The 19,425-nt window shown below is 51.0% G+C and carries 10 protein-coding genes; 2 read left to right on the forward strand and 8 right to left on the reverse strand.

Features of this window, described 5'->3' with window-relative positions; genetic code table 11:
• Positions 1-132 precede the first annotated feature (132 nt).
• Entirely contained in the window at positions 133-1,191 is a 1,059-nt protein-coding gene (locus HHO50_RS02990; protein WP_181304530.1) for an Ldh family oxidoreductase, read from the forward strand.
• Between the two features lie 305 nt (positions 1,192-1,496).
• On the forward strand, positions 1,497-2,111 hold the full coding sequence (locus HHO50_RS02995; RefSeq protein WP_181304531.1) for a hypothetical protein: 615 nt from the start codon (positions 1,497-1,499) through the stop codon (positions 2,109-2,111).
• A gap of 230 nt (positions 2,112-2,341) precedes the next feature.
• Here the strand turns inward: HHO50_RS02995 and HHO50_RS03000 are convergent, their stop codons facing one another.
• The 8 genes from HHO50_RS03000 to HHO50_RS03035 form a co-directional block, all read right to left on the reverse strand.
• Positions 2,342-3,775: a Gfo/Idh/MocA family oxidoreductase gene (locus HHO50_RS03000; RefSeq protein ID WP_181304532.1), complete on the reverse strand. Its 1,434-nt coding sequence runs from the start codon at positions 3,773-3,775 to the stop codon at positions 2,342-2,344.
• 714 nt (positions 3,776-4,489) lie between these two features.
• Positions 4,490-5,539: a substrate-binding domain-containing protein gene (locus tag HHO50_RS03005; RefSeq protein ID WP_181304774.1), complete on the reverse strand. Its 1,050-nt coding sequence runs from the start codon at positions 5,537-5,539 to the stop codon at positions 4,490-4,492.
• A 204-nt stretch (positions 5,540-5,743) separates the two neighbouring features.
• On the reverse strand, positions 5,744-7,465 hold the full coding sequence (locus HHO50_RS03010; RefSeq protein WP_181304533.1) for a sugar-binding protein: 1,722 nt from the start codon (positions 7,463-7,465) through the stop codon (positions 5,744-5,746).
• A 179-nt stretch (positions 7,466-7,644) separates the two neighbouring features.
• Positions 7,645-9,306: a sugar-binding protein gene (locus tag HHO50_RS03015; protein ID WP_181304534.1), complete on the reverse strand. Its 1,662-nt coding sequence runs from the start codon at positions 9,304-9,306 to the stop codon at positions 7,645-7,647.
• Between the two features lie 607 nt (positions 9,307-9,913).
• Positions 9,914-11,083, reverse strand: coding sequence for an endo-1,4-beta-xylanase (locus HHO50_RS03020; RefSeq protein WP_181304535.1), 1,170 nt, complete (start codon positions 11,081-11,083; stop codon positions 9,914-9,916).
• A 76-nt stretch (positions 11,084-11,159) separates the two neighbouring features.
• Complete coding sequence (locus HHO50_RS03025) at positions 11,160-12,467, reverse strand: acetylxylan esterase (protein ID WP_181304536.1); 1,308 nt, start codon at positions 12,465-12,467, stop codon at positions 11,160-11,162.
• A gap of 99 nt (positions 12,468-12,566) precedes the next feature.
• A complete protein-coding gene (locus HHO50_RS03030; protein WP_219921426.1) occupies positions 12,567-14,456 on the reverse strand; it encodes a beta-N-acetylhexosaminidase in 1,890 nt (629 codons plus the stop codon).
• 1,131 nt (positions 14,457-15,587) lie between these two features.
• Complete coding sequence (locus HHO50_RS03035; RefSeq protein ID WP_181304537.1) at positions 15,588-18,563, reverse strand: beta-galactosidase; 2,976 nt, start codon at positions 18,561-18,563, stop codon at positions 15,588-15,590.
• Positions 18,564-19,425: the final 862 nt, after the last annotated feature.

Raw genomic sequence — 19,425 nt, forward strand, 5'->3', positions numbered from 1 at the left:
ACCCAAAACTTGAGGCCATTACCCTTCGCCTCACCCCTATCTTGTAAAAGGAAGAATTCGCTTCCGCGATTTTTCTGCTTTACTCATTTCGGCAGTTTCGCTTACCTTTGGGCGTCTCCAATTGATGCAAGCATGTACTCGTACCAACGCCTTTTCGATTTCTCCCTTCAGATCTTTCTTTCCATCGGTTGCCCGCCCGAAGATGCCCAAACTGCGACTGAAACCCTCCTCTCCGCCGACCTTCGCGGCGTGGATTCACACGGCGTGGCCCGCCTGATTGGCTATGTGCGCCTTTGGGAAGCCGGCCGCATTAATGCCACGCCCAACGTGCGCATTGTGCACGAAACACCCAGCACCGCCACCGTAGACGGCGACGGAGGTTTAGGTTTGGTAGTCGCGCCTAAAGCCATGCAGATTGCGTTGGAAAAAGCCAAGATAGCCGGAAGCGGCTGGGTGAGCGTGAAGAATTCCAACCACTACGGCATTGCCGGGTACCACGCCATGAAAGCCCTGGAACATGACATGATTGGCCTGGCCATGACCAACGCCAGTCCGCTCGTGGCCCCTACGTATTCCCTGGAACGTTTGCTGGGCACCAACCCTATTGCCGTGGCTATTCCGGCCAACGAGCAACCGCCGTTTGTGGCCGATTTAGCGACCACTACCGCCGCCAACGGGAAATTGGAGATGCTGCAGCGCAAGCACCTGGAAGCCCCGTACGGCTGGATTCAGGCGGCAGACGGTTCTCCCTCTATTAACCCCAATGAACTGAAAGACGGCGGTGCCTTGCTCCCGTTGGGCGGCGACACTGGCAGCCACAAAGGCTATGCGCTGGGTGCCGTGGTAGACATCTTTTCGGCAGTTCTATCTGGCGCCAACTACGGCCCGTGGGTGCCGCCGTTCGTGAGTTTCCTGGCGCCGCCCGCTGATCCGGTGGGTGAGGGAATCGGGCACTTCTTCGGGGCCATGCGGGTAGACGCTTTCCGCCCGGCCGAGGACTTCAAACACCACATGGACAACTGGATTACCCGCTTCCGGAACTCCAAAGCCAAAGAAGGCCACCAGGTGCTCATCCCCGGCGACCCGGAACGCCTTTCTACTGAGCATCGGCTGAAAGAAGGCATTCCGTTGTTGCCACCGGTGGTGAAGGATCTGGAAGGCTTGGGCGAGAAGTTTGGGGTAACGTTGTAGGAACCGTGTTTTGAGCCTGCTTTTTGGAAAACAGGCTCAAAACACGGTTCCTACAATTTCACGGAATCTCTCTTTTCAGTATATTTCTAAAATTTTCAAATCCTTCTCTATACAACCTCTTAGAGCATGTTTAAATTTCATCTTTGCGCTACAAACGACCATAAAAAGAACCTGCGTTCACCTTTTTCTCGCACCGTAGCGCTGCTACGCTGCTCAAAAAACGCTTCCGCAGAACCTTTCTCTGGTCATTTTCGCCAGCAAACCTCAAATTTAAACAAGCTCTTATCCAAAACAATTTATCCTTTATGAAACACGCTTTACTCCTATCTACCTTTTACCTTTTCTTCCTCTCGGCCACACTTGCCCAGACCACGCCTGCCTCGGTGGAAAAGAAAATCACAGAGAACATCTGCGGCTGCATTTCTGCGCTTGATTTTGAGAAAATAACCGATAAACAAACCGCTGAGAGATTATTTGTGGAGTGTTTCTCCAAGGAGACTAATTTACTTATTCAGCTAGCAGAGGAGAAAAAGATAGATGTCACCGACCAGGTGGCAATGCGCCAACTAGGCGTAGACGTAGGCAAGAACCTGATGAAAGACAATTGCCAAGGCTTCATCAAATTGTCTATCGCCATGGTAAAAGAGCCCGAAAACGGCACCCTGTCCGGCACCCAGGAAGGCAAGCTGAAGCGCATTGACACCAAAGACTTCAACTACTTTGTTCTGGCAGACAATAGCAACCAGGAGAAGTCTTTCATTTGGCTAAGGCAGTTCCCCGGGTCTGAAGACTTCACCGCCAACGCCGCTAAATTCACGGGCAAAAAGCTGAAGATCAACTGGCAGGAAATAGAGGTCTACATTCCCTCGGCTAAGAACTACTATAAGATAAAAGAAGTCACCGGCATAGAGGTTCTGTAAACGGGCTTCCCCTTAGGAATCCAAAGACCTACGCAACCCTCAGTTCTTTACAGGGATGCCTGTGCCGCGCCTGCTGTAAAACGATTAAAAAGTGATTTTCGGGAATGCCTGATCTGCAGGAGAAATCATCCTAAGCCTTCAAAGGCAGAAAAGATGCGTACCTGATTGTATAGCTCTTGCATTCCCGAGAATCACGTTAAGGAAGATGCCCGCTCTGGTACCCGGCGGCTTTACTTGGCGATGACGTTGGTGGTGCCGCCACCGGCCAGCGACAGGTCAACGGGCGCATTGGCCCGCCAGGAGCCAACGGTGAAATCTGGGACGTCAATGGAGTTGGAACGGTTGGCCACCGACCACTCGCTCAGCAGGCCCACCGCCGTCCAGGAGGCTGCGTCGTACACGTCCTGATCCAGGGGCAGACCGTTGCGCAGGCAGTCTATTAAACGCCAGTCCATCATAAAGTCCATTCCGCCGTGGCCGCCTACCTTTTTGGCTATTTCGCCAATGTGCTTCACAATCTCTGGGGTGTACTGATTCTCCAGCGCCTTCATCTCGCCTTTTGAAAGCCAGTGATGGCTGTTGGCTATTTTTTGCTCCGGCCACTTCTGGGCAATTCCTTTGGTGCCGCTCACCAGGTGGATGCGGGAATACGGCCGGGGCGAGGTCACGTCATGCTGGAGCATCATGGTCTTGCCCTTCTTGGTGCGGATGGTGGTGGTGTTCATGTTCCCGCGGAAGGTGTCCTGCGCGAACTGGCTGTAGAAGGGGTCTGAGGTGGCGCGTTTCTTCGCCTCCTCAAACATCTGGAAGTCGGCGCTCTGCACAGAGGTCAGGTAGTCCATCACATCGCCCCGGTTTATGTTCATGATCTGGCAGATGGGGCCCAGGCCGTGGGTGGGGTAGAGATTGCCGTTGCGGGTCATGTTCTCCTTTAGGCGCCACATGTCTTGATAGCCTTTTTTGTCGAAGTTCAGATCCAGCAACTGGTGGATGTAGGCTCCTTCCCCGTGGATGATCTCGCCGAAATACCCTTGGCGGGCCATGTTCAGGGTCAGGATCTCAAAGAAGTCATAGCAGCAGTTTTCCAGCATCATGCAGTGTTTTTTGGTGCGCTCAGAAGTCTCCACCAGTTGCCAGCATTCGTCAAGGGTGGTGGCGGCCGGTACCTCTACGGCTGCGTGCTTGCCGTGCTCCATGGCATAGACCGCCTGGGGCGTGTGCAGGTTCCAGGGGGTGGCAATGTAGATGAGGTCAAGATCCTCTCGCTCACACATGGCCTTCCAGGAGTCCGGCTGGCCGGAGTAGAGCACCGGGTCATGGCCGAAGCCTTGGTCTTGGAGGGTTTTCTTCACCTTCTCGGCCCGCTCCGGAATCAGGTCGCAGAGGGCTTTGATCTCCACGCCCTCCATGAGGCTGATGCGGTGCACGGCCCCCGGCCCCCGCATGCCCAGGCCCACAAACCCTATCCGGACTTTGTCCAGCTTGGGGGCGCGGTAGCCGCTCATGTTGAAGCGCTGCGTGTACTTCCGTTTGGCCTGCCTTTCTATCTGGGCCAGTTGTGCTTGCGGTTCTGCCGTGGCGCAGCTCCCCAGCAGGCCTGTACTGGCAATACCCAAGCCGGCCAGACCGGAAAGCTTCAAAAAATCTCGGCGGTTGTTCTTCATGACCTTTTACGTATGAGTCTTTTAAATTTGATGATCTAAGCTCGTATGTGTTGCCTGTTGAGTACGATTGGCTTTGTGTTTTAGCATCCAACTTAGAGCATGAACCTGCCTTAGAGTTATTCACTGCTGTTCCGGCATCCTGCCGGTGGTGCCCGGCGACTCTGGAGACTCGCTTCATCTTTTGTCACGAGACGGCAGTCGCGCGCCAGTTGGTTTTAAACCTGTGAGGTCTTGAAGACCTCACAGGTTTAGGTGTTTCCGGCCTGTTTTCCGCAAAACAGCCCCTAAACGCATCAACAGGGGCCATCTTGTAAGGAGAGTGGAAATCCTTTCCCTGGTCTGTCTCCTGACAAGCCAAAATCCATGAATAGTAGGCTGAGGCGCTTTTCTTCCGTCCTGTCGGGGAACAGGGTGGGGAAGCGGGTCTTGGTTTCGGGCCTATTTTCCGTAAAACAGCCTTAAAACGCATCAGCGGGGCTCCCCCCTTTCTCCTGGAGAGCGGCTAAAAGGTCTGGCCACTTTTGGCGGAACGGCTTTAAGTGATTGGACAGGAGTAACTATCTCCTTTCCTTGTCCTCCTGAAAGGATCTTGGTGGCGAACGGCAACGGCGTCTATTTACCGCTTTTCCAGTCGGCCACTAGATAGCTTCATTTGTCCTCCTACTTACCTAAACAGTGCTTGGAACGGCCTGTGTGCCGCAGCTTTTTATTTGCTTACACATCTAAATAAAACTCAAGGTTTTCCTTGGTGATAATATCTAAGGGAAGGTACTTGATGGGGGAAGCGTCTTTTTTGAATATAAGAAAGTCAGACAATTGCTGGATACCCCAGTAGCCTTGCCCAAAAGGGTTCTGGTTTATTAAAAAGTTTATTATTCCTTTTCCAAGGTAATCCAGATTCTGGGGCAACAAATCATAGCCAATTAGCCGCACGTGCTCCCAACCAAATTTCTCCAAGTAAAAAGCCAGTTCAAATGCCTTGGAGTTGGTTACAAATATCCCTTTTAGATTAGGCGACTTCTCCTTGACCTCAAAAATCTGATGGACAAAAGAGGCGTTTTTGGGATCATCAAAGGTCTGCTGAATCACTTCATATCCGTCGGCGGCATTGTTATGTACAAAGTAATCTCTGAATCCTTTTTCCTTTTCAATCAGGTGGGCAGAATTGGAGATGTCTTCCCCCACGTGCGCCACCAACACCGTGGCTGGCTGTGCTATCCCGTAATGCAACAGTTTGGCAGCTAATAAGCCGCTTCGGTAGGAGTCTTGTCCTATATAACTTAGGGAAGGTGCCTCTGGTATCTGGGTATTGAACAAGACATAAGGAATTTGCTGATCTTGCCATTCCTTGAAAAAAGACAAAACCTCTTTATGGAAAATAGGAGCTAGGATTATTCCGTCTGGATGCAAACTGCTGACCTCAGCGGCTTTGGCCAGGAAAGAGTCAACTGAATAAGGATCAAAGATAAGTTGCTCCACCACAACGCCATATTGGCTTAATTCTGCCTCTGCCTTTTCTATTCCTGATTTTGGCGCTTGCCAATACCTATCCACCTGCGGATCTGGGATAAGGGCCACTAAGGTATATGTTCGATTGGACTTTAAGGTACGAGCAATCAAATTTGGCTCGTAATTCATTTCTTCCACTATTTGAAGAACATGCTTCCTGACGTCCTCTGCTACGCGCCCACGCTTATGTAATACTCTATCAACTGTACCCCTGGAAACCTGGGCTTTTTCCGCTATGTCTTTTATTCGAACTATACTTTTTTTTTCATATGAGCTAAAAGTGGATCACAAGAATTACAAAGTTAAGGAACTTTAGGTATTAACTTATTTCCTAAAAATGCAAAACCCAAATTGAGAATGCAAATTATTATTTTAGTAAAGGCTGCTGAGGGGTGCCGATGCCCAGTTGGCCCCCTCAGCAGCCGATTTGCCGCAGGGCAGCGGCTTTCAGGCGGCACCTTACTTCAGCGTAAGCGTTAACCAAGTATAAGGCTGGTCTGGGCCATTGGCAGAAATGCTCTCCCGGTAGTCTGCTGGCCCTTTCCCCGTATCTTCCACAAGCCTGGTGTTATACCCCATGCGGGCACCCGCTAACGGTTTTCCACCCAAAAGAAGCCACGGAATTGCTATTTCCTGCACATAGCCCCCGTCAGCGGCCTGGCTGGAAAACTTTACGCCCTCCGTTTTTCCTAAGGGCACCCATTTCCCATTTTGTCCTTCCCGGGCCACTAGTTTCCCGTTAGCAGACAGGAAGAAGGTGTACACGCCCCTGCCGGGGGCTTCATAGGATTTGTTTGCGGGATCAAGTTGCACCACCACGCCATCGTTTTCTTCCGGGTCTTGGGAGTCAGAGACAACCTTGCTGTCTTTCACTTTGTGCAGCACGTACAGGAATTCGTCATCATAGGTAAGTTGGCCGGTGAGTTGGGTGGCCGTTCTGTGGCCCACAAACACCGGGAACGGCTCTGCCCAGGCAGCCTCGTTGGGCAGGCCGTCAACGGTGATGGTTTTCTTTTCGGCGGAAAGCTCAGGAATGACGCGGCCTTTTATCATCCAGACTTCGGTGGAATTGTTAGAGGAGTAGGCCTTGGTGCCGGTTAGGGCAATCACCGTATTGTCTTCTAGTACGCTAACGCTGTTCCAAAGTCCGTTAACGTTGCCCGGGAGCACAAAAGGAACTGTTTTCCGGTTGAAATCCTTGGCCTGGTCATTCCCTAGGACCACCTTCATTTCTGCGTTATTGATGCTGTTGGTTCTATTTTCAGTTCCTTGGTAAGACATGATCGTCTCTCCATTTCTCAGTTGCCTTATGTAGGGAGCGCCCGCGTAAATGTTACTTGCCAGAGGTTCAGCCAAGGAGGAGTTGCGGTCTGGGCTGGTGCCGCTTACCGGGGTTTTCCAATTGTTGGCTACGGTGGTTCTGACGGTGTAAGGCTTGAACTCTCCTATGGCGTTGTCTTCAATGGCCACTACAAGGTCTCTGCCATTCTGCAAAAGCAGGGGCGAGGGCATTCCGTCTCGTCTTCCTGCTCTAAAGCTGACCGTCACAGGCTGGCTTGACCAGGTAAGGCCCTGGTCAGTAGAGCGCACCATGGAGATGTCCTGCTCAGAAGAGCTGGTGTAGGGCCCTTCGTTGGCGAAGTAGACTTGGACTTCACCACTGGGCAATTGGATGGGAGCCGGCTCCCAGCACCCGTTTTCAAACTGGTAGCCAGCTTCATACAACAGACGCTCGTCTCGCCAGGTAAGGCCACCGTCATAGCTCTTCTTGGTTCTGATACCAAACTTTTTAGAAGGCTCCAGCGGATCATGGGGCCTGGGGTTATAGCTCACCAAAATGGAGTTATCTTTCAGTTGTAAGATATCTGGCACGGTGTTGTTGAATCCGGCGGGCTTGGGCGCTACCATGACTGGGGCAGCCCAAGAAGCTCCCAGGTCATTGCTCTTAACGGTGACAATTCTGCCGTTAGACTCATACACACAGAGCAAGGACTTGTCTTGCAACTGGATGACCCGGGCATACGCATTGTAGCCCGTTTCGGCCGCAGATACCCGCTTCAACGTGCTGAAGTCCCAGGCAATTCGGCTACCCGAGATTGCAGTTCTGCTTTTGGTTTTCTCCTCTACGGTGGGCTCTACTGCCGTATCTTTATCATCTCCGCAACCCGCCCAGGTGCCCATACACAAAAAGAGTACGCATAGCCTTGAATATTTTCCCATGATAACACGTTCAGAAGGTTAAACTATTAGTAGACAATAATGCGAGTGCCTGCTTATGAGCCGTTTTTAAGCCGATTCTGCAAAAACAGGTGTAAAACGGAAGCCCTTTCCTTTTGCAAGTGTGGAAAAAGCTTTCCTTTCTATTTAAGCCGAAGGGTTAGCCACGTATAGGGCTGATCTGCCTGATTGGCCGAGATGTTTTCCCGATATTCTATGCCTCCCTTGTCTGCACATTCACTAAGCTGGACATTGAGCCCCACCCTGGCACCTGCTGCCGGTTTCTCACCCAGTACTGACCAGGGAATGGCTATCTCCTGCACGTAACCAGTATCTGTGGTTTTGCTGGCTACCTTTACCTTGCTTTTAGCACTGACAGGAACCCATTTTCCTCCTTCGCCCACTTCCATCACCAGCTTACCTTCGGCAGACAGGTAAAAACTAACCACACCTTTGCCTGGACTCGCGTAAGCGTGGTTGGCAGGGTCTAGCTGCACCGTCACGCCGTCACTTTCCTCTGGATTCTGGGAGTTAGTGATCACCTTGGCGTCTTTCACTTTGTGCAGCACGTACAGGAATTTATCATCATAGGTAAGCTGACTGGTGAGTTGGGTGGCACTTTTGTGGCCTACAAACACCGGGAACGGCTCTGCCCAGGCGGTCTCGTTTTGCAGACCATCAATGGTGATGGTTTCCCTTTCTGCGGAAAGCTCAGGAATGACGTGGCCTTTGATCATCCAGACTTCGGTAGTACCGTTTTTAGAGAAACCTCTGGTGGTGGTAAGGGCCACCACCGTGTTGTCTTCTAATACACAGAGGCTGTTCCAGAGCCCAGAGGTGTTTTTAGGGATGGGGAAAGGAGATGTCTTTCTAGTGAAATCGCGAGCCTGGTCATTGCCTATCACCACCTTCATTTCTGACGTGTTCATGTGGGTTCCCCTTCCTTCGGTGCCCTGGTAAGACAGAATGGTCTCGCCGTTCTTAAGCTGCCGAATGTAGGGTGCCCCCGCATAGATGGAATCGCCCAGCTTTTCTGCCAAGGCATACTTGCGGTGGGGGCTTTTGCCGGTAACGGTGGTTCCCCAGTTATCTGCCAGGGTGGTACGTACCAGGTAGGGTTTAAACTGTCCCACCGCGTTATCTTCAATGGCTACCACTATCTCTTTGCCGTTTTGCAGCAGCAATGGCGAAGGCATGCCATCCCGCCTTCCCGCCCTGAAGCTCACAAGCTCGGGTTTGCTAGTCCAGGTGAGCCCATTATCAGCAGAGCGGAGCATAGAGATGTTTTGCTCTTCTGAGGAAGTGTAAGGGCCCTCATTGGCAAAGTACAGTTGTACCTCACCACTGGGTAGCTGAATAGCGGCAGGCTCCCAGCAGCCGTTCTCAAATTGATGCCCTGCCTGATAAAGTAAGCGTTCATCTTTCCAGGTCATGCCCCCATCAGAGCTTTTCTTAGTCCTGATTTCAAATTTGCGGGAAGGATCCGTATTGCCAGGACGGGGGTTGTAGCAAACCAAAATAGACTTGTCCTGCAACTCCAGAATATCTGGGTTGGCGTTACTGTAGTTGGTGGGTTTTGCCGCCACTACTACGGGGCTTGACCAGGAATGGCCCAAATCCTGGCTCTTGACGGCCACCACACTCCCACTGGCCTCATACACGCAAATAAGGGATTTGTCTTGAAGTTGTGTTACCCGGGCATAGCCATTGTAACGGGCGCCAGTTTCAGAAGAAGACACTTTGCGCATAGTGCTAAAGTCCCACGCTATTCTGCTGCCACCAATTGGTTCATTGGTGTTTGCCATCCCTTCACTTGCTGAGTTCTGTGAAACAGTGCCGTGGCTGCAACTTACGCAGCTAAAAATGCATGAAAGGATAGCGAAAATCTTTGTAAACTTTACCATGGTAATCTATTCGTAAACCAGCTCCTCTACCCTATTAAGCACTGTTTGCTGTACTGTAGAACCTCTTTTTTGAAACGGCAGCTCAATACGTTTACCTCCTTTACACTTTCTTTAGGCTAAGGCAGAAGAACTTGGCACATCTGTTTTAGCGCTGTTTTTTGAGAAAGAGGCCAAAAACAAGAGGCATTGTTACTTTACCCGTTTTCTCTCCTGTGCAAGGAGTTCTAAGACGGCGAATGTTGCACTCGCAGATGGATGGATAGAATGGAACAAGGAGAAAACCATCTTCGCTTAGAGATAGTAGTTTTTTACTTTAAGAGCTTGCGCCTATGCACAAGCTCCTAAGGTAAAAAACTACTACATCCAGTGCTTCATAAGGAATAAAGGGTCGTCTTGATTACCTCCCGGATAGTGGTTGCCGGTGAAAACACACGGCAACGGCTAGAGGGTCAGCCAACAAGTAATCGTTTATGTTGTACTAGAACCTACCCGTAGCAGGCTTAGTATCTTAGTTAGCAACAGGCTGAAGGGCACCTGTCAACTCACCAATCAACTCCGTTTCTTCTTCTCTGTAAGGGGTGCCATCTTTTCTGAACACATCATGGAACCACTCTTTTGGTTCTGCGGTGTATTGTTTTTCCCAGCTGTCCCAGGCGTATTTCGTTTGGGTTTTGCCATCTACAAGGCCCCAGTTATACATGGCCACATTGTGCTGCTTGGCTAGTGGCAGAAAGCCCTGGAAAGTGCTTCCGTTTGGCCGGGCCATGTACTCTGTGCAAAGGATTGGCCTGTCGTAGCGTTTCAACCAGGTAATGCGCTTCTCAAACTCCTCTGGCTTGTCATAGTTGTGGAAAGAGATCACGTCTGACTGCTCTACTTGCAATCTCTCAATTGGCTTCATTGCCTCATGTGAAGACCAGTCGCCTACCCAAACCCCCGAGGTAAGCGGCTGTGCTGGATTAGCAGATCTAGCCCACGTGAAGGTTTTCTCCAGCAACGGAAGAACATAGTCCACTTTGTTTGGTAATTCTACTTTCTGGTAAGAAGGGCCGGTCATGTTGTCTGGCTCATTCCAAACATCCCAGGCCAGAATTCGTCCATCATGGGCAAATCTTTTCAAAACACCTTTTACATAGCGCTCCAGGCGCGGGTATTGGGTAGAATCTTTCAGCGCATTCTGGCCCGGGCTCTGCACCCAACCAGAATTGTGGACGTGCGGTTTAGGCGCTCTCTGGGTTCCTACCTTTGGAAATGGATCCCAGCAGGAGTCAAAGAACACAAACATGGGCTTGATGCCATTGCGCTGGGCAATGTTCAGGAACGTATCCATTCTTTTCAGGAAACCGGTAGAATCCTGCTCCCATAGCAGGTCATGCAAGTAAACGCGGGCGGTGTTCATGCCAATAGACTGGGCCAGCCCTAACTCACGGTTGATGGTGGTAGTGTCAAAGGTTGCGGCCTGCCACATTTCTAGTTGGTTGATAGCGGTACTAGGAATGAAGTTGCTTCCTACCAGCCACTCCTGTCCTGCGTACCACTTATTGGCTTGCTCCTTAGACCAGATTTCACGCGGTTTTACCTCTTCAGCAGCGGCAGTCTCGCCTTCACTGCGGGGAGAAGAACAACTTTGCAGAAAAACATAACAAAGGGAAAAAAGAAGTACACTAAACTTTTTCATAGATTATTTATTGTTTGACTAATCTTTAAACTTCCGGCAATACTAACCATAAAGGAGGAATGCCCCACTTCTACTTTTACCTCTTGGCTACCTGAGTAGGCTTTAGATGTTGATCGGCGAATTTCAAATATAGATCCCAGTCATACCGGGTGATCTCATGCTGGCCCGGGCGGTTATGATAGCCTATTACCCCTGCTTCTACGGGCTCCCCTATTGCCGGGGGAGCACTGCTACAGAGCGTTTCCAGTTTATACAACTTGTAGGCATCCCCGGCATGGTAGGCGGCCAAGTATTCACCTTTAGGGTCGGCCCATAAATCTTCTGAACTGCTGGCTACATACAGGGGCCGCGGGGCCACCAAGGCGAACAATTGATGGAAATCAACGGGCAATTCGTCTTCTTTATTGGCGTATTTTCTGAAATTAGGGCCAAACCAGTGCGGGGCCGCCTGCGTGATCTCCTGTACCGTTTCGCCAAATTTACGGCGGGCAATGGCGGCACCGCCTTCGCCTGAGTTGTTAGAAACCACCAAGGCGAACCGTTGATCTTGCGCCCCGGCCCAAACCGCGGCCTTGCCTAAGCGGGAATGCCCTATGACGGCCACGCGCCTGGCATCAACGTCTGCGTCTTGCTCCAGGTAATCCAGCATTCGGCTCAAACCCCAGGCCCAGATACCAATGGTTCCCCATTGGTTTTTACCGGGCTCAATTTGCCGGCTCTGGTTATACCAGGAATAAAAGTTCTGCGGCAGATTGGTGGCATCTCTTCTGTCTAGCTGCAAATCGCCGTGGTAGGCGGTGGCTAGCCCGTAGCCTTTTGACAAAATAGCCTTCAGTTGCCATCTGGACGCGTAAACCCCTCGGCTGCCTTCATGGGCGGTACCATCTTTGTTAAACCCTGGCTTGTTCGAAAAACGAGTCCAGTTCTTGTTTATGCTGATATCGGGGTCAGGGTGTACCGTTTGGTTACCGCCGAAGTTCAGCCCCATGAACATGGGCACCGGCTCTTTCCGGCGGTTAGGCACATACACCAGCAGGTTCAACTTTTGGGCAGAATCATCGGTCAGGAAAATGGTTATTTCTTTCCGGGTGGCCAATCCGCCCAGCGCTGCTTTATCTACAGAGGTTACCTGGTGGCGCAGCTTTTTAGGAACGTGCATGGTCTGGCCAAACACGTGTTCCTGAAACAAGGACATGATCTCTGGCCTACGCTTGGTTTCCCAGTCTTTCTTTGTTTTGACGGGTTTCCCGTTCTGCATTTTCAGCACTTCTGGCAGGGTGTACACCGGCACCAGTTCTTCTTTGTAATTAAACTTCTGGGCATACCCTGCCAGGGTCTGGCTGGTTAGCCAGCAAAGCAAAAGATATATTTTAGCTTTACCCATACTGCTTGCTTTACAAAAAACCCGCTGTGCTGTTACCCTCAACTTTGCCCTACTTCAGTTTAGTCTTTTTTTCAAAAAAGTAAGCCGAAAACCGGTTTCTTACTTCTTTAAATCTTTGTCAGAAATGTGCCGGACCGTAACTTCCCCAATGCGTTTCCCGTCTCTGAAGCCAGCCGCCTTGATGACCGACGGGTCTTTGACAAGGAAAGGCACAGTGTATTTCAGAGATTCTAAAGTAGGTTCTGAACCGTCTACCGTGTAATAGATGACCGGTTCATGGTAGAAGGTCTCCAAGGTAACGGTGGCTTGTTTCTCCTTTTCATTCACGGCTACCCTTGGCAATACATTGTAGGCGCTTCTTGAGTAATTGATACCCATGTCTTCATAGCGCTCATACTGTTTCTCCAGCCTTTTTTTGAAATTGTCCCAATTCTTAAGGGTGGGTTTCGTCCAGGCTACTTCTGCCAAAGCAGCCCCGCGCGGGTAGGCAAAGTATTCTACTTTCTCTGGGGAGTGAATGTACTCGGCCCACACGTTGCCCTGGGTGCCAATAATGTGTTTGGCTTCCTGCGGAGTTAATTCTGCGGGGGTAGGCTCATACTTGTACACGCGTTCCAAGGTCAGCAAGCCGCCGATGGCTTTTGGCTCCAGGGGCGCATAATTCTGGTAGTAATCCAGGTACAGGAAATCGGTGGGGCTCATGACCACATCGTGGCCTTGCTTGGCGGCGGCTATTCCTCCCCTTATTCCGCGCCATGACATTACGGAGGCGTTTGGCGCCAAACCACCTTCCATGATTTCATCCCAACCAATGATTTTCTTGTTTTTAGTCAGGAGGAAGTTCTCCATACGGGTAATGAAGTAGCTCTGCAGTTCGTGTTCGTCTTTCAGGTTTTCGCTCTTGATGCGGGCCTGGCACTTTCCACACGCTTTCCATCTTTTCTTGGGCGCTTCGTCGCCGCCAATGTGCACGATGGGGCTAGGGAAAAGGTCGGCCACCTCAGACAAGACATCTGTCATGACGGTATAGGTTTTCTCATTACCGGCACATAGTATTTCATCTTGGATACCCCATTGCAGCGGCATTTCAAATGGGCCACCGGTACAGGATAACTCAGGATAAGCCACCAAAACGGCCAGGGTATGGCCCGGCATATCTATTTCAGGCACCACGTTTACATAGCGCGCGGCGGCGTAGGCCACCACATCTCTTATTTGCTCATGGGTATAAAAGCCGCCGTGCGGACGGTAATCTATCTGGTTTGGCCCGTTTACCTGGGTGCCTTTTCTGAACGCGCCAATTTGGGTAAGCCGTGGGTGCTTTTTGACTTCCATGCGCCAGCCATGGTCTTCGGTTAAGTGCCAGTGAAAGGTGTTGAGCTTGTGCATGGCCATGTAGTCAATGAACTTCTTGATGAAGTCTACCGGGTAGAAATAGCGCCCCACGTCCAGCATCATGCCTCGCCAGGAATAGCGGGGTTTGTCTAGGATGGTCACCGCCGGAATGGAAATGCTCCCTTTTGACCCGGAACCTTCTGCCTGGGTGGGCAACAGTTGGTAGATGGATTGCAAGCCATAGAATATACCGCCGCCTTCAGGGGCCTGCAGCACAATATTCTCAGGCTTCACCACCAAAGAATACCCCTCTTTGCCCAGAGAATCTACCCCCTGTTTTTTGGTTAGCACAATGGCGTTTTTCTTCTTGTGCGCACCAGCTTTCTCCTCTACCGGCACTTTATAGCCAGCCACACTATTGAGCTGGTCTACCAGCATACCCGCCAATAACTTAAGCTCTGCATCATGGGGATCTACATAAATGGTAGTCTTAGGAGTAAGCTGAAAACTACCTGCTTGCTGTTGTAAGCTTAACGGCAGGGGAATGATGGAGATCTCTCGCTGCTGGTTTTGGTTTCCTTTTTGTGCGTACCCGTGTGACATAGCCCCCAAAGTGACCATCCATACCAGTAAAAGCCCGCTAAATTTTCTCATTTATAGTATTTTTTTGATTTTGAAGATTCTACCTGATGGGCCTTCCCAATGAACCCTAAGAACTGGAGACGGGCGAAATTCATGAAAGCTGAATTCTTACTCTTGCGCCTGTCCGCTTTAATTGCTCTAGCAAGTCCTTGCCTGGAGCATTCTATTTCACATTCATCTTCTAGCAATTCTCTTGCTAAAAATGATTGTGCTGTGCCTACACAAACGCCCTGCGTGTACGTGCACAATAATACATATATAAGCTTAGAAAAAAAACTTAGCTCTAAAAAAAATGTCATATCGGTAAAATCAGCAATCGTTTATTACAAAATTTCCATAGCTGTTGAAAAAGGAGTCCTCTGGATTCATTTTTCTAATCATGCACCTGCTCAGGGGCATTTGGCTTGGAGGCATTGGCGCTGGCACGCAAGAGGAATAAAAAAGAAGTTGATAAAACCATGCAGTAGCGGCAGGTGGATAAGTTTCTTAACTAGGCGCCTATCTTTAAACAGGGCCTGTAGAACTCTGGGGTCTTTCCTGGAATGCTTGCTGATTTAAGGCTGATTTTCTGAAAACGCGGCAAAAACAGACTTCTTTGGAGTGGTAGTAAACCTGCAACTTATCTGACAGAGAACTTAGCCCTAGCCTTACGCAATCCTGCCGGTGGTTCCCGGCGCCTCTGGAGACTCGCTTCATCCCCAGGCACGAGACTAAAGTCTCGCGCCAGTAAATTTCTAAACCTGTGAGGTCTTAGAGACCTCACAGGTTTTCGCGTTTTGGGTCTCCTTCCGCAATGCCGCCCGTTCCTAAGACCTGGTAGTGTGCGTAGCTCCTGCGAGTGTCTACGCCAATGCCGTTTCCGACCCATTTTCCGTAAAGCAGCCTCTAAACGCATCCACAAAACTCCCCTCTCCGCGGGAGAGGGGCTGGGGGTGAGGTCTCTTTCGGCTCTTCGGGGTTTCCTGCGGGTGGTCAGTTTCTGAAAGATAGGTAGTGACAAAAAGAAACGTCTGTTTCTGGCCTGCTTTTTAAAAAACAGGCCAGAAACAGACGTGTTGGGGTGCCGCTCGGGCTAGGAAAAGCTTGTTACATTACCTCTACTAAAAGCGGGCGGCAAGTACACCTAAACGGAGAAACGGAACCCTAGCTTTTGCTTGCCACGGGTAAGGTATACTCATACACAGGAATCAATCTTACGTCTTCAATTTGAGGGTTTTTCCCTTGCCGAAACTGAGTTTTCACCTCGTCTTCCAAATAGAATTTATAATGCGGCTGCACCGGAAAAACCTGGAACAGCGCGTTTTTTTCTGCGGGGTTGAACATACTCCTTCTCATGAGCCAGATGCCGGCGTCATTGTTGAAATCATCGTACACCAGTTTATCTTTCTGGTAAACCCCCACCACGTCTCCGCTGTAGTCTACGTTCAGCAACACGTCTTTCAACCCCGGCGCGTCTCCATTTGGCAAACTCACTGAAAACAGTTTCTGGTTAGGGTGCGGGATAAAATCCAACCCGTACTGCGGGCCCGGCTGGGTTTCTTTCCAGGCAATCTTCCTGAAATTGGCGTTTCTTACGGCCGCTTTTTCCCACTTGCGGTCGTCAAAGTTCTTCTTGCTCCAGTCTTTCGCCGGGGTAAGGCTGCTCAGCCAGGTGCCATCTGTCTCTATGGTCTGGATGTTCTCTCCCTCCACAGCATAGATTTTGGCCGATAACCCGCCTCCCCGGTTATGGTTGGTGACTTTAAAGCTGAGCACGTTGTCTCCCTTGGCCAGGTACTTGTCCAGCTGTAGGAAATAGACGTTTCTGGAGTCATTGTAGTAGTTCAGCTGCTTTCCGTTTATCCAAACCTGGGCTTCGTCATCGGCATTGAAGGCGAGCACCACGGTTTTCTGCTTGGGGTTGTCTATGCTGAGGTGCTTGCGGTAATAAACGTTGGTTGCGTTCTTAGCCGGGAACAACTGGGCGGCCCCTTGTAACGGAAACTCATATTTTGCCTGCAGTCTCTTCATCAGGACTGAATCTGTAAACCAGAAATCTTCTTTCTTGAAAGAAAGCTCTTTCACTTTCACCTCTGTGAGTTTAACGGGCTCACCGGCGGTGAAATACCGGGTGTAAGCAAGCGCCCCCGGGGTTTTCTCTGCTTTCCATTCTGAGGGCAGGTTCAGGTGCAACGCCGGGTAAGCGTACATCTCAATGGAGGGGGTATCATACTTCTGCACCCTAAGGCTTCCGCCGTCTTCCATCACCAGGGCATTGCTGATGAACAAATGCTCAGACTGGCCAGCGGTATATTTGCTGCTTTTCAACCCTTCTTCCTTGCTCAGCACCAGCACCTCAAAGGGAACGCCGGAGTCTGGCACCACTGAAATCAGGCAGTGCTTACCGGGCTGGCTGGCCTGGATATACCGTTTACCGTCCCGGTTCTGCATTTCCAGCCCTTCGGCCAGCGTTATGCTCTTGATGCCTGCCGCCTCAAACACCAATTCTGCCGTACCGTCTGCAAAGAACACGTGCGTCTGCTTTCCGGCATTGGCAAGCCTGAACAAGGGTTGCGCGGTGGCATAGACCAACGTAGCCGATTGCATTTTCAGGTTGAACGGCCAGATAGACATTTTACCCGAAGGATAAACGGTGGGCTTTTCGGGCACCAGCATGGTTTTGCCCTTGTAGAGGAGCGCCACCTGGAAGTTCTGCGCGTCTGGCAGCTTCACATTTCTGGCGTAGTTACTGGCGAAGATGAACCCGGCGTTGTGGTGGGAACGCACAGAGAGGCGCACGGTGTCCTTAGAAAAGGGAGACTTCACTTCTTTTTCGGCGAAGAAGGTAGGTTTGGTGGCCACCTCGCTTCCGTAGTCCTTTAAAAAGGCGTTCAGCATCCTGAACTCATAGTAAGACTTCTTTAACTCGCCCATGGCGCCAATGGGCGCGGTGAAATCATAGTTCAGGATAGTCACATCATTGGGGTAACCGGTGGCCCTGGTCTCATGGAACGGGGTGATTTTACCTACCGGGTTAATGCCGCCGTGGAACATGAAATACCCCAGGCCGTTGATGCCCGAGGCCAGACGGGTAAAGCCCGGCCCCAGGGCATCTGGCACGTTGAAAATATTGCGCCGGTGGTAGGTTACCTGCATCCCACTCCCAATCTCTGCCGATAGCCCCGGATATTGGGGAAACACCCGGGTGTCTGACATCCCGAAAAGGTCTGACCCAATGTCTGGGTCGCCGGCCAAACGCCTGATGTAGTAAGGCTCTTTGTAGAGTTTATCTGTATGCTGCGCCCACGGCGAGTCACCGTAACCGCCAATGGTATGCAGGAAGTCGGTCTGGCCCTCTTTGTCTGGCGCAAACGAAGAATAGTACGGCACGTCCATCCCCTGTTTGAGGGCCATGTCTTTGAGGGTGAGCATGTGCTGGTAATTGTTGGCATTGCCTCTGTACTCCAGCTCGTTCTCAATTTGGATACCTATGACCGGGCCGCCCTTCTTAAAATAGAAAGGCGAGGCTTCCTGGGCAATCTGCTGAAACCAACGGTTAGCATACTTCAGGTAAACCGGGTCATTGCTGCGCAGCCGGTTGGGTAGGTTCTGCACCCAATCTGGGAAGCTGCCGTTTCTCACCTCAAAGTGAGTCCAGGGGCCTATCCTGAGCCACGTGTACATGTGATGCTTTTTGCATAACTCCAGAAAGGCTGAAAGGTCTTTGTTCCCGGCCCAGTCAAACTGGCCTTCGGTTTCTTCATGGTAAATCCAGACCACGTACGTGGCCACTACCTGAATACCGGCGGCTTTCATTTTCAGGATTCCGTCTTCCCACTGGGCTTTTGGCACCTTGGTGAAGTTCATTTCCCCCATGACCGGGAACCAAGGCTTGCCGTTCTTAGTCAGATACACGTTGGTATAAGAAAGGGTATCGCCGGAAGGCGACCAGGGAGTTCCCATTTTCAGGTGCCCGGTATACGCCTTGTACTGGTCTTTGGAAATGTTCACGCGGTAGTAGTCTGCAACGCCTTTCACATTCTGAGCAACAGCAACCAGTTGAACGGTGCACAAAGCCGCAAGAAGCAGAAAAGAACAAAGCCGCTTCCTTACTTTAAGTAATGGTACTGATACTAACATAGGGAGAATTTATGTCTGTTAAATTGAAATTTGCTTGAAAGAAAGAGCTACTGCTGCCCTTACGATTGAGTTACCGCTGTTACGCCCTCCTGCCGGTGGTTCCCGGCGCCGCTGTAGACTCGCTTCATCCCTTGTCACGAGACTGGAGTCTCGCGCCAGTGATTTTTAAACTGTCTGCTTCCGCGCTGCTGTCTGCTCCAAAGACCCCGTAGTGTGCGCAGCTCCTACGAGTGTCTCTGCCGATGCCGTTTCTGGCCCGTTTTCCGCAAAACGATTCTAAACCTGTGAGGTCTTGGAGACCTCACAGGTTTCCGCGTTTCGGGCCTGTTTTCCCTAAAACAGCCCCGAAACGCAGTAGCCGGGCTCCCCTCTCCGCGGGAGAGGGGCTGGGGGTGAGGTGGCGTAATATCTGGTAGACTTCATGGATCTGTTTTGGGGCTACTTTTTGAAAAAGAGGCCAGAAACGCAACCGTTCATTACAGTTCCTTGGCCTTACCGCTGCCATTTATGGTAAGTAGTTGGATAATTATGAATACACATTTTGTTTTTCTGAAACAACCTTGTGGGCAAGCTGGAAAAACGGCGTAGTAACCCAAGTTGCGGTGGTTGCCGTCCATCCGTGGCAACCCAACCCTCCTGGAGCTGATCTTGCAGGGAAAAACCTTTCTTTGCGGTTGGGGAGTAGAACTCCCCAACCTGCCTGCTGCGGAGTTCTACTCCGCCGGGAACCACGGGCAGGTGTTGCAGAAGAAGGGGAGCAGAACTCCCCGGCAGCCAGCTTCCGGAGTGGAACTCCGAAAGAGCGGTTGAAGCGTTTCTGGCCCGTTTCCCGCAAAACGACCCCAAAACGCATCAGCGGAAG

The sequence above is a fragment of the Rufibacter sp. XAAS-G3-1 genome, from assembly GCF_013623775.1.
GTDB lineage: Bacteria > Bacteroidota > Bacteroidia > Cytophagales > Hymenobacteraceae > Nibribacter.

Coding starts and splice junctions, on each gene's coding strand:
- HHO50_RS02990 (WP_181304530.1), top strand. CDS start 133: ATGTACTCGTACCAACGCCTTTTCGATTTCTCCCTTCAGATCTTTCTT.
- HHO50_RS02995 (WP_181304531.1), top strand. CDS start 1,497: ATGAAACACGCTTTACTCCTATCTACCTTTTACCTTTTCTTCCTCTCG.
- HHO50_RS03000 (WP_181304532.1), bottom strand. CDS start 3,775: ATGAAGAACAACCGCCGAGATTTTTTGAAGCTTTCCGGTCTGGCCGGC.
- HHO50_RS03010 (WP_181304533.1), bottom strand. CDS start 7,465: ATGGGCACCTGGGCGGGTTGCGGAGATGATAAAGATACGGCAGTAGAG.
- HHO50_RS03015 (WP_181304534.1), bottom strand. CDS start 9,306: ATGGCAAACACCAATGAACCAATTGGTGGCAGCAGAATAGCGTGGGAC.
- HHO50_RS03020 (WP_181304535.1), bottom strand. CDS start 11,083: ATGAAAAAGTTTAGTGTACTTCTTTTTTCCCTTTGTTATGTTTTTCTG.
- HHO50_RS03025 (WP_181304536.1), bottom strand. CDS start 12,467: ATGGGTAAAGCTAAAATATATCTTTTGCTTTGCTGGCTAACCAGCCAG.
- HHO50_RS03030 (WP_219921426.1), bottom strand. CDS start 14,456: ATGAGAAAATTTAGCGGGCTTTTACTGGTATGGATGGTCACTTTGGGG.
- HHO50_RS03035 (WP_181304537.1), bottom strand. CDS start 18,563: ATGTTAGTATCAGTACCATTACTTAAAGTAAGGAAGCGGCTTTGTTCT.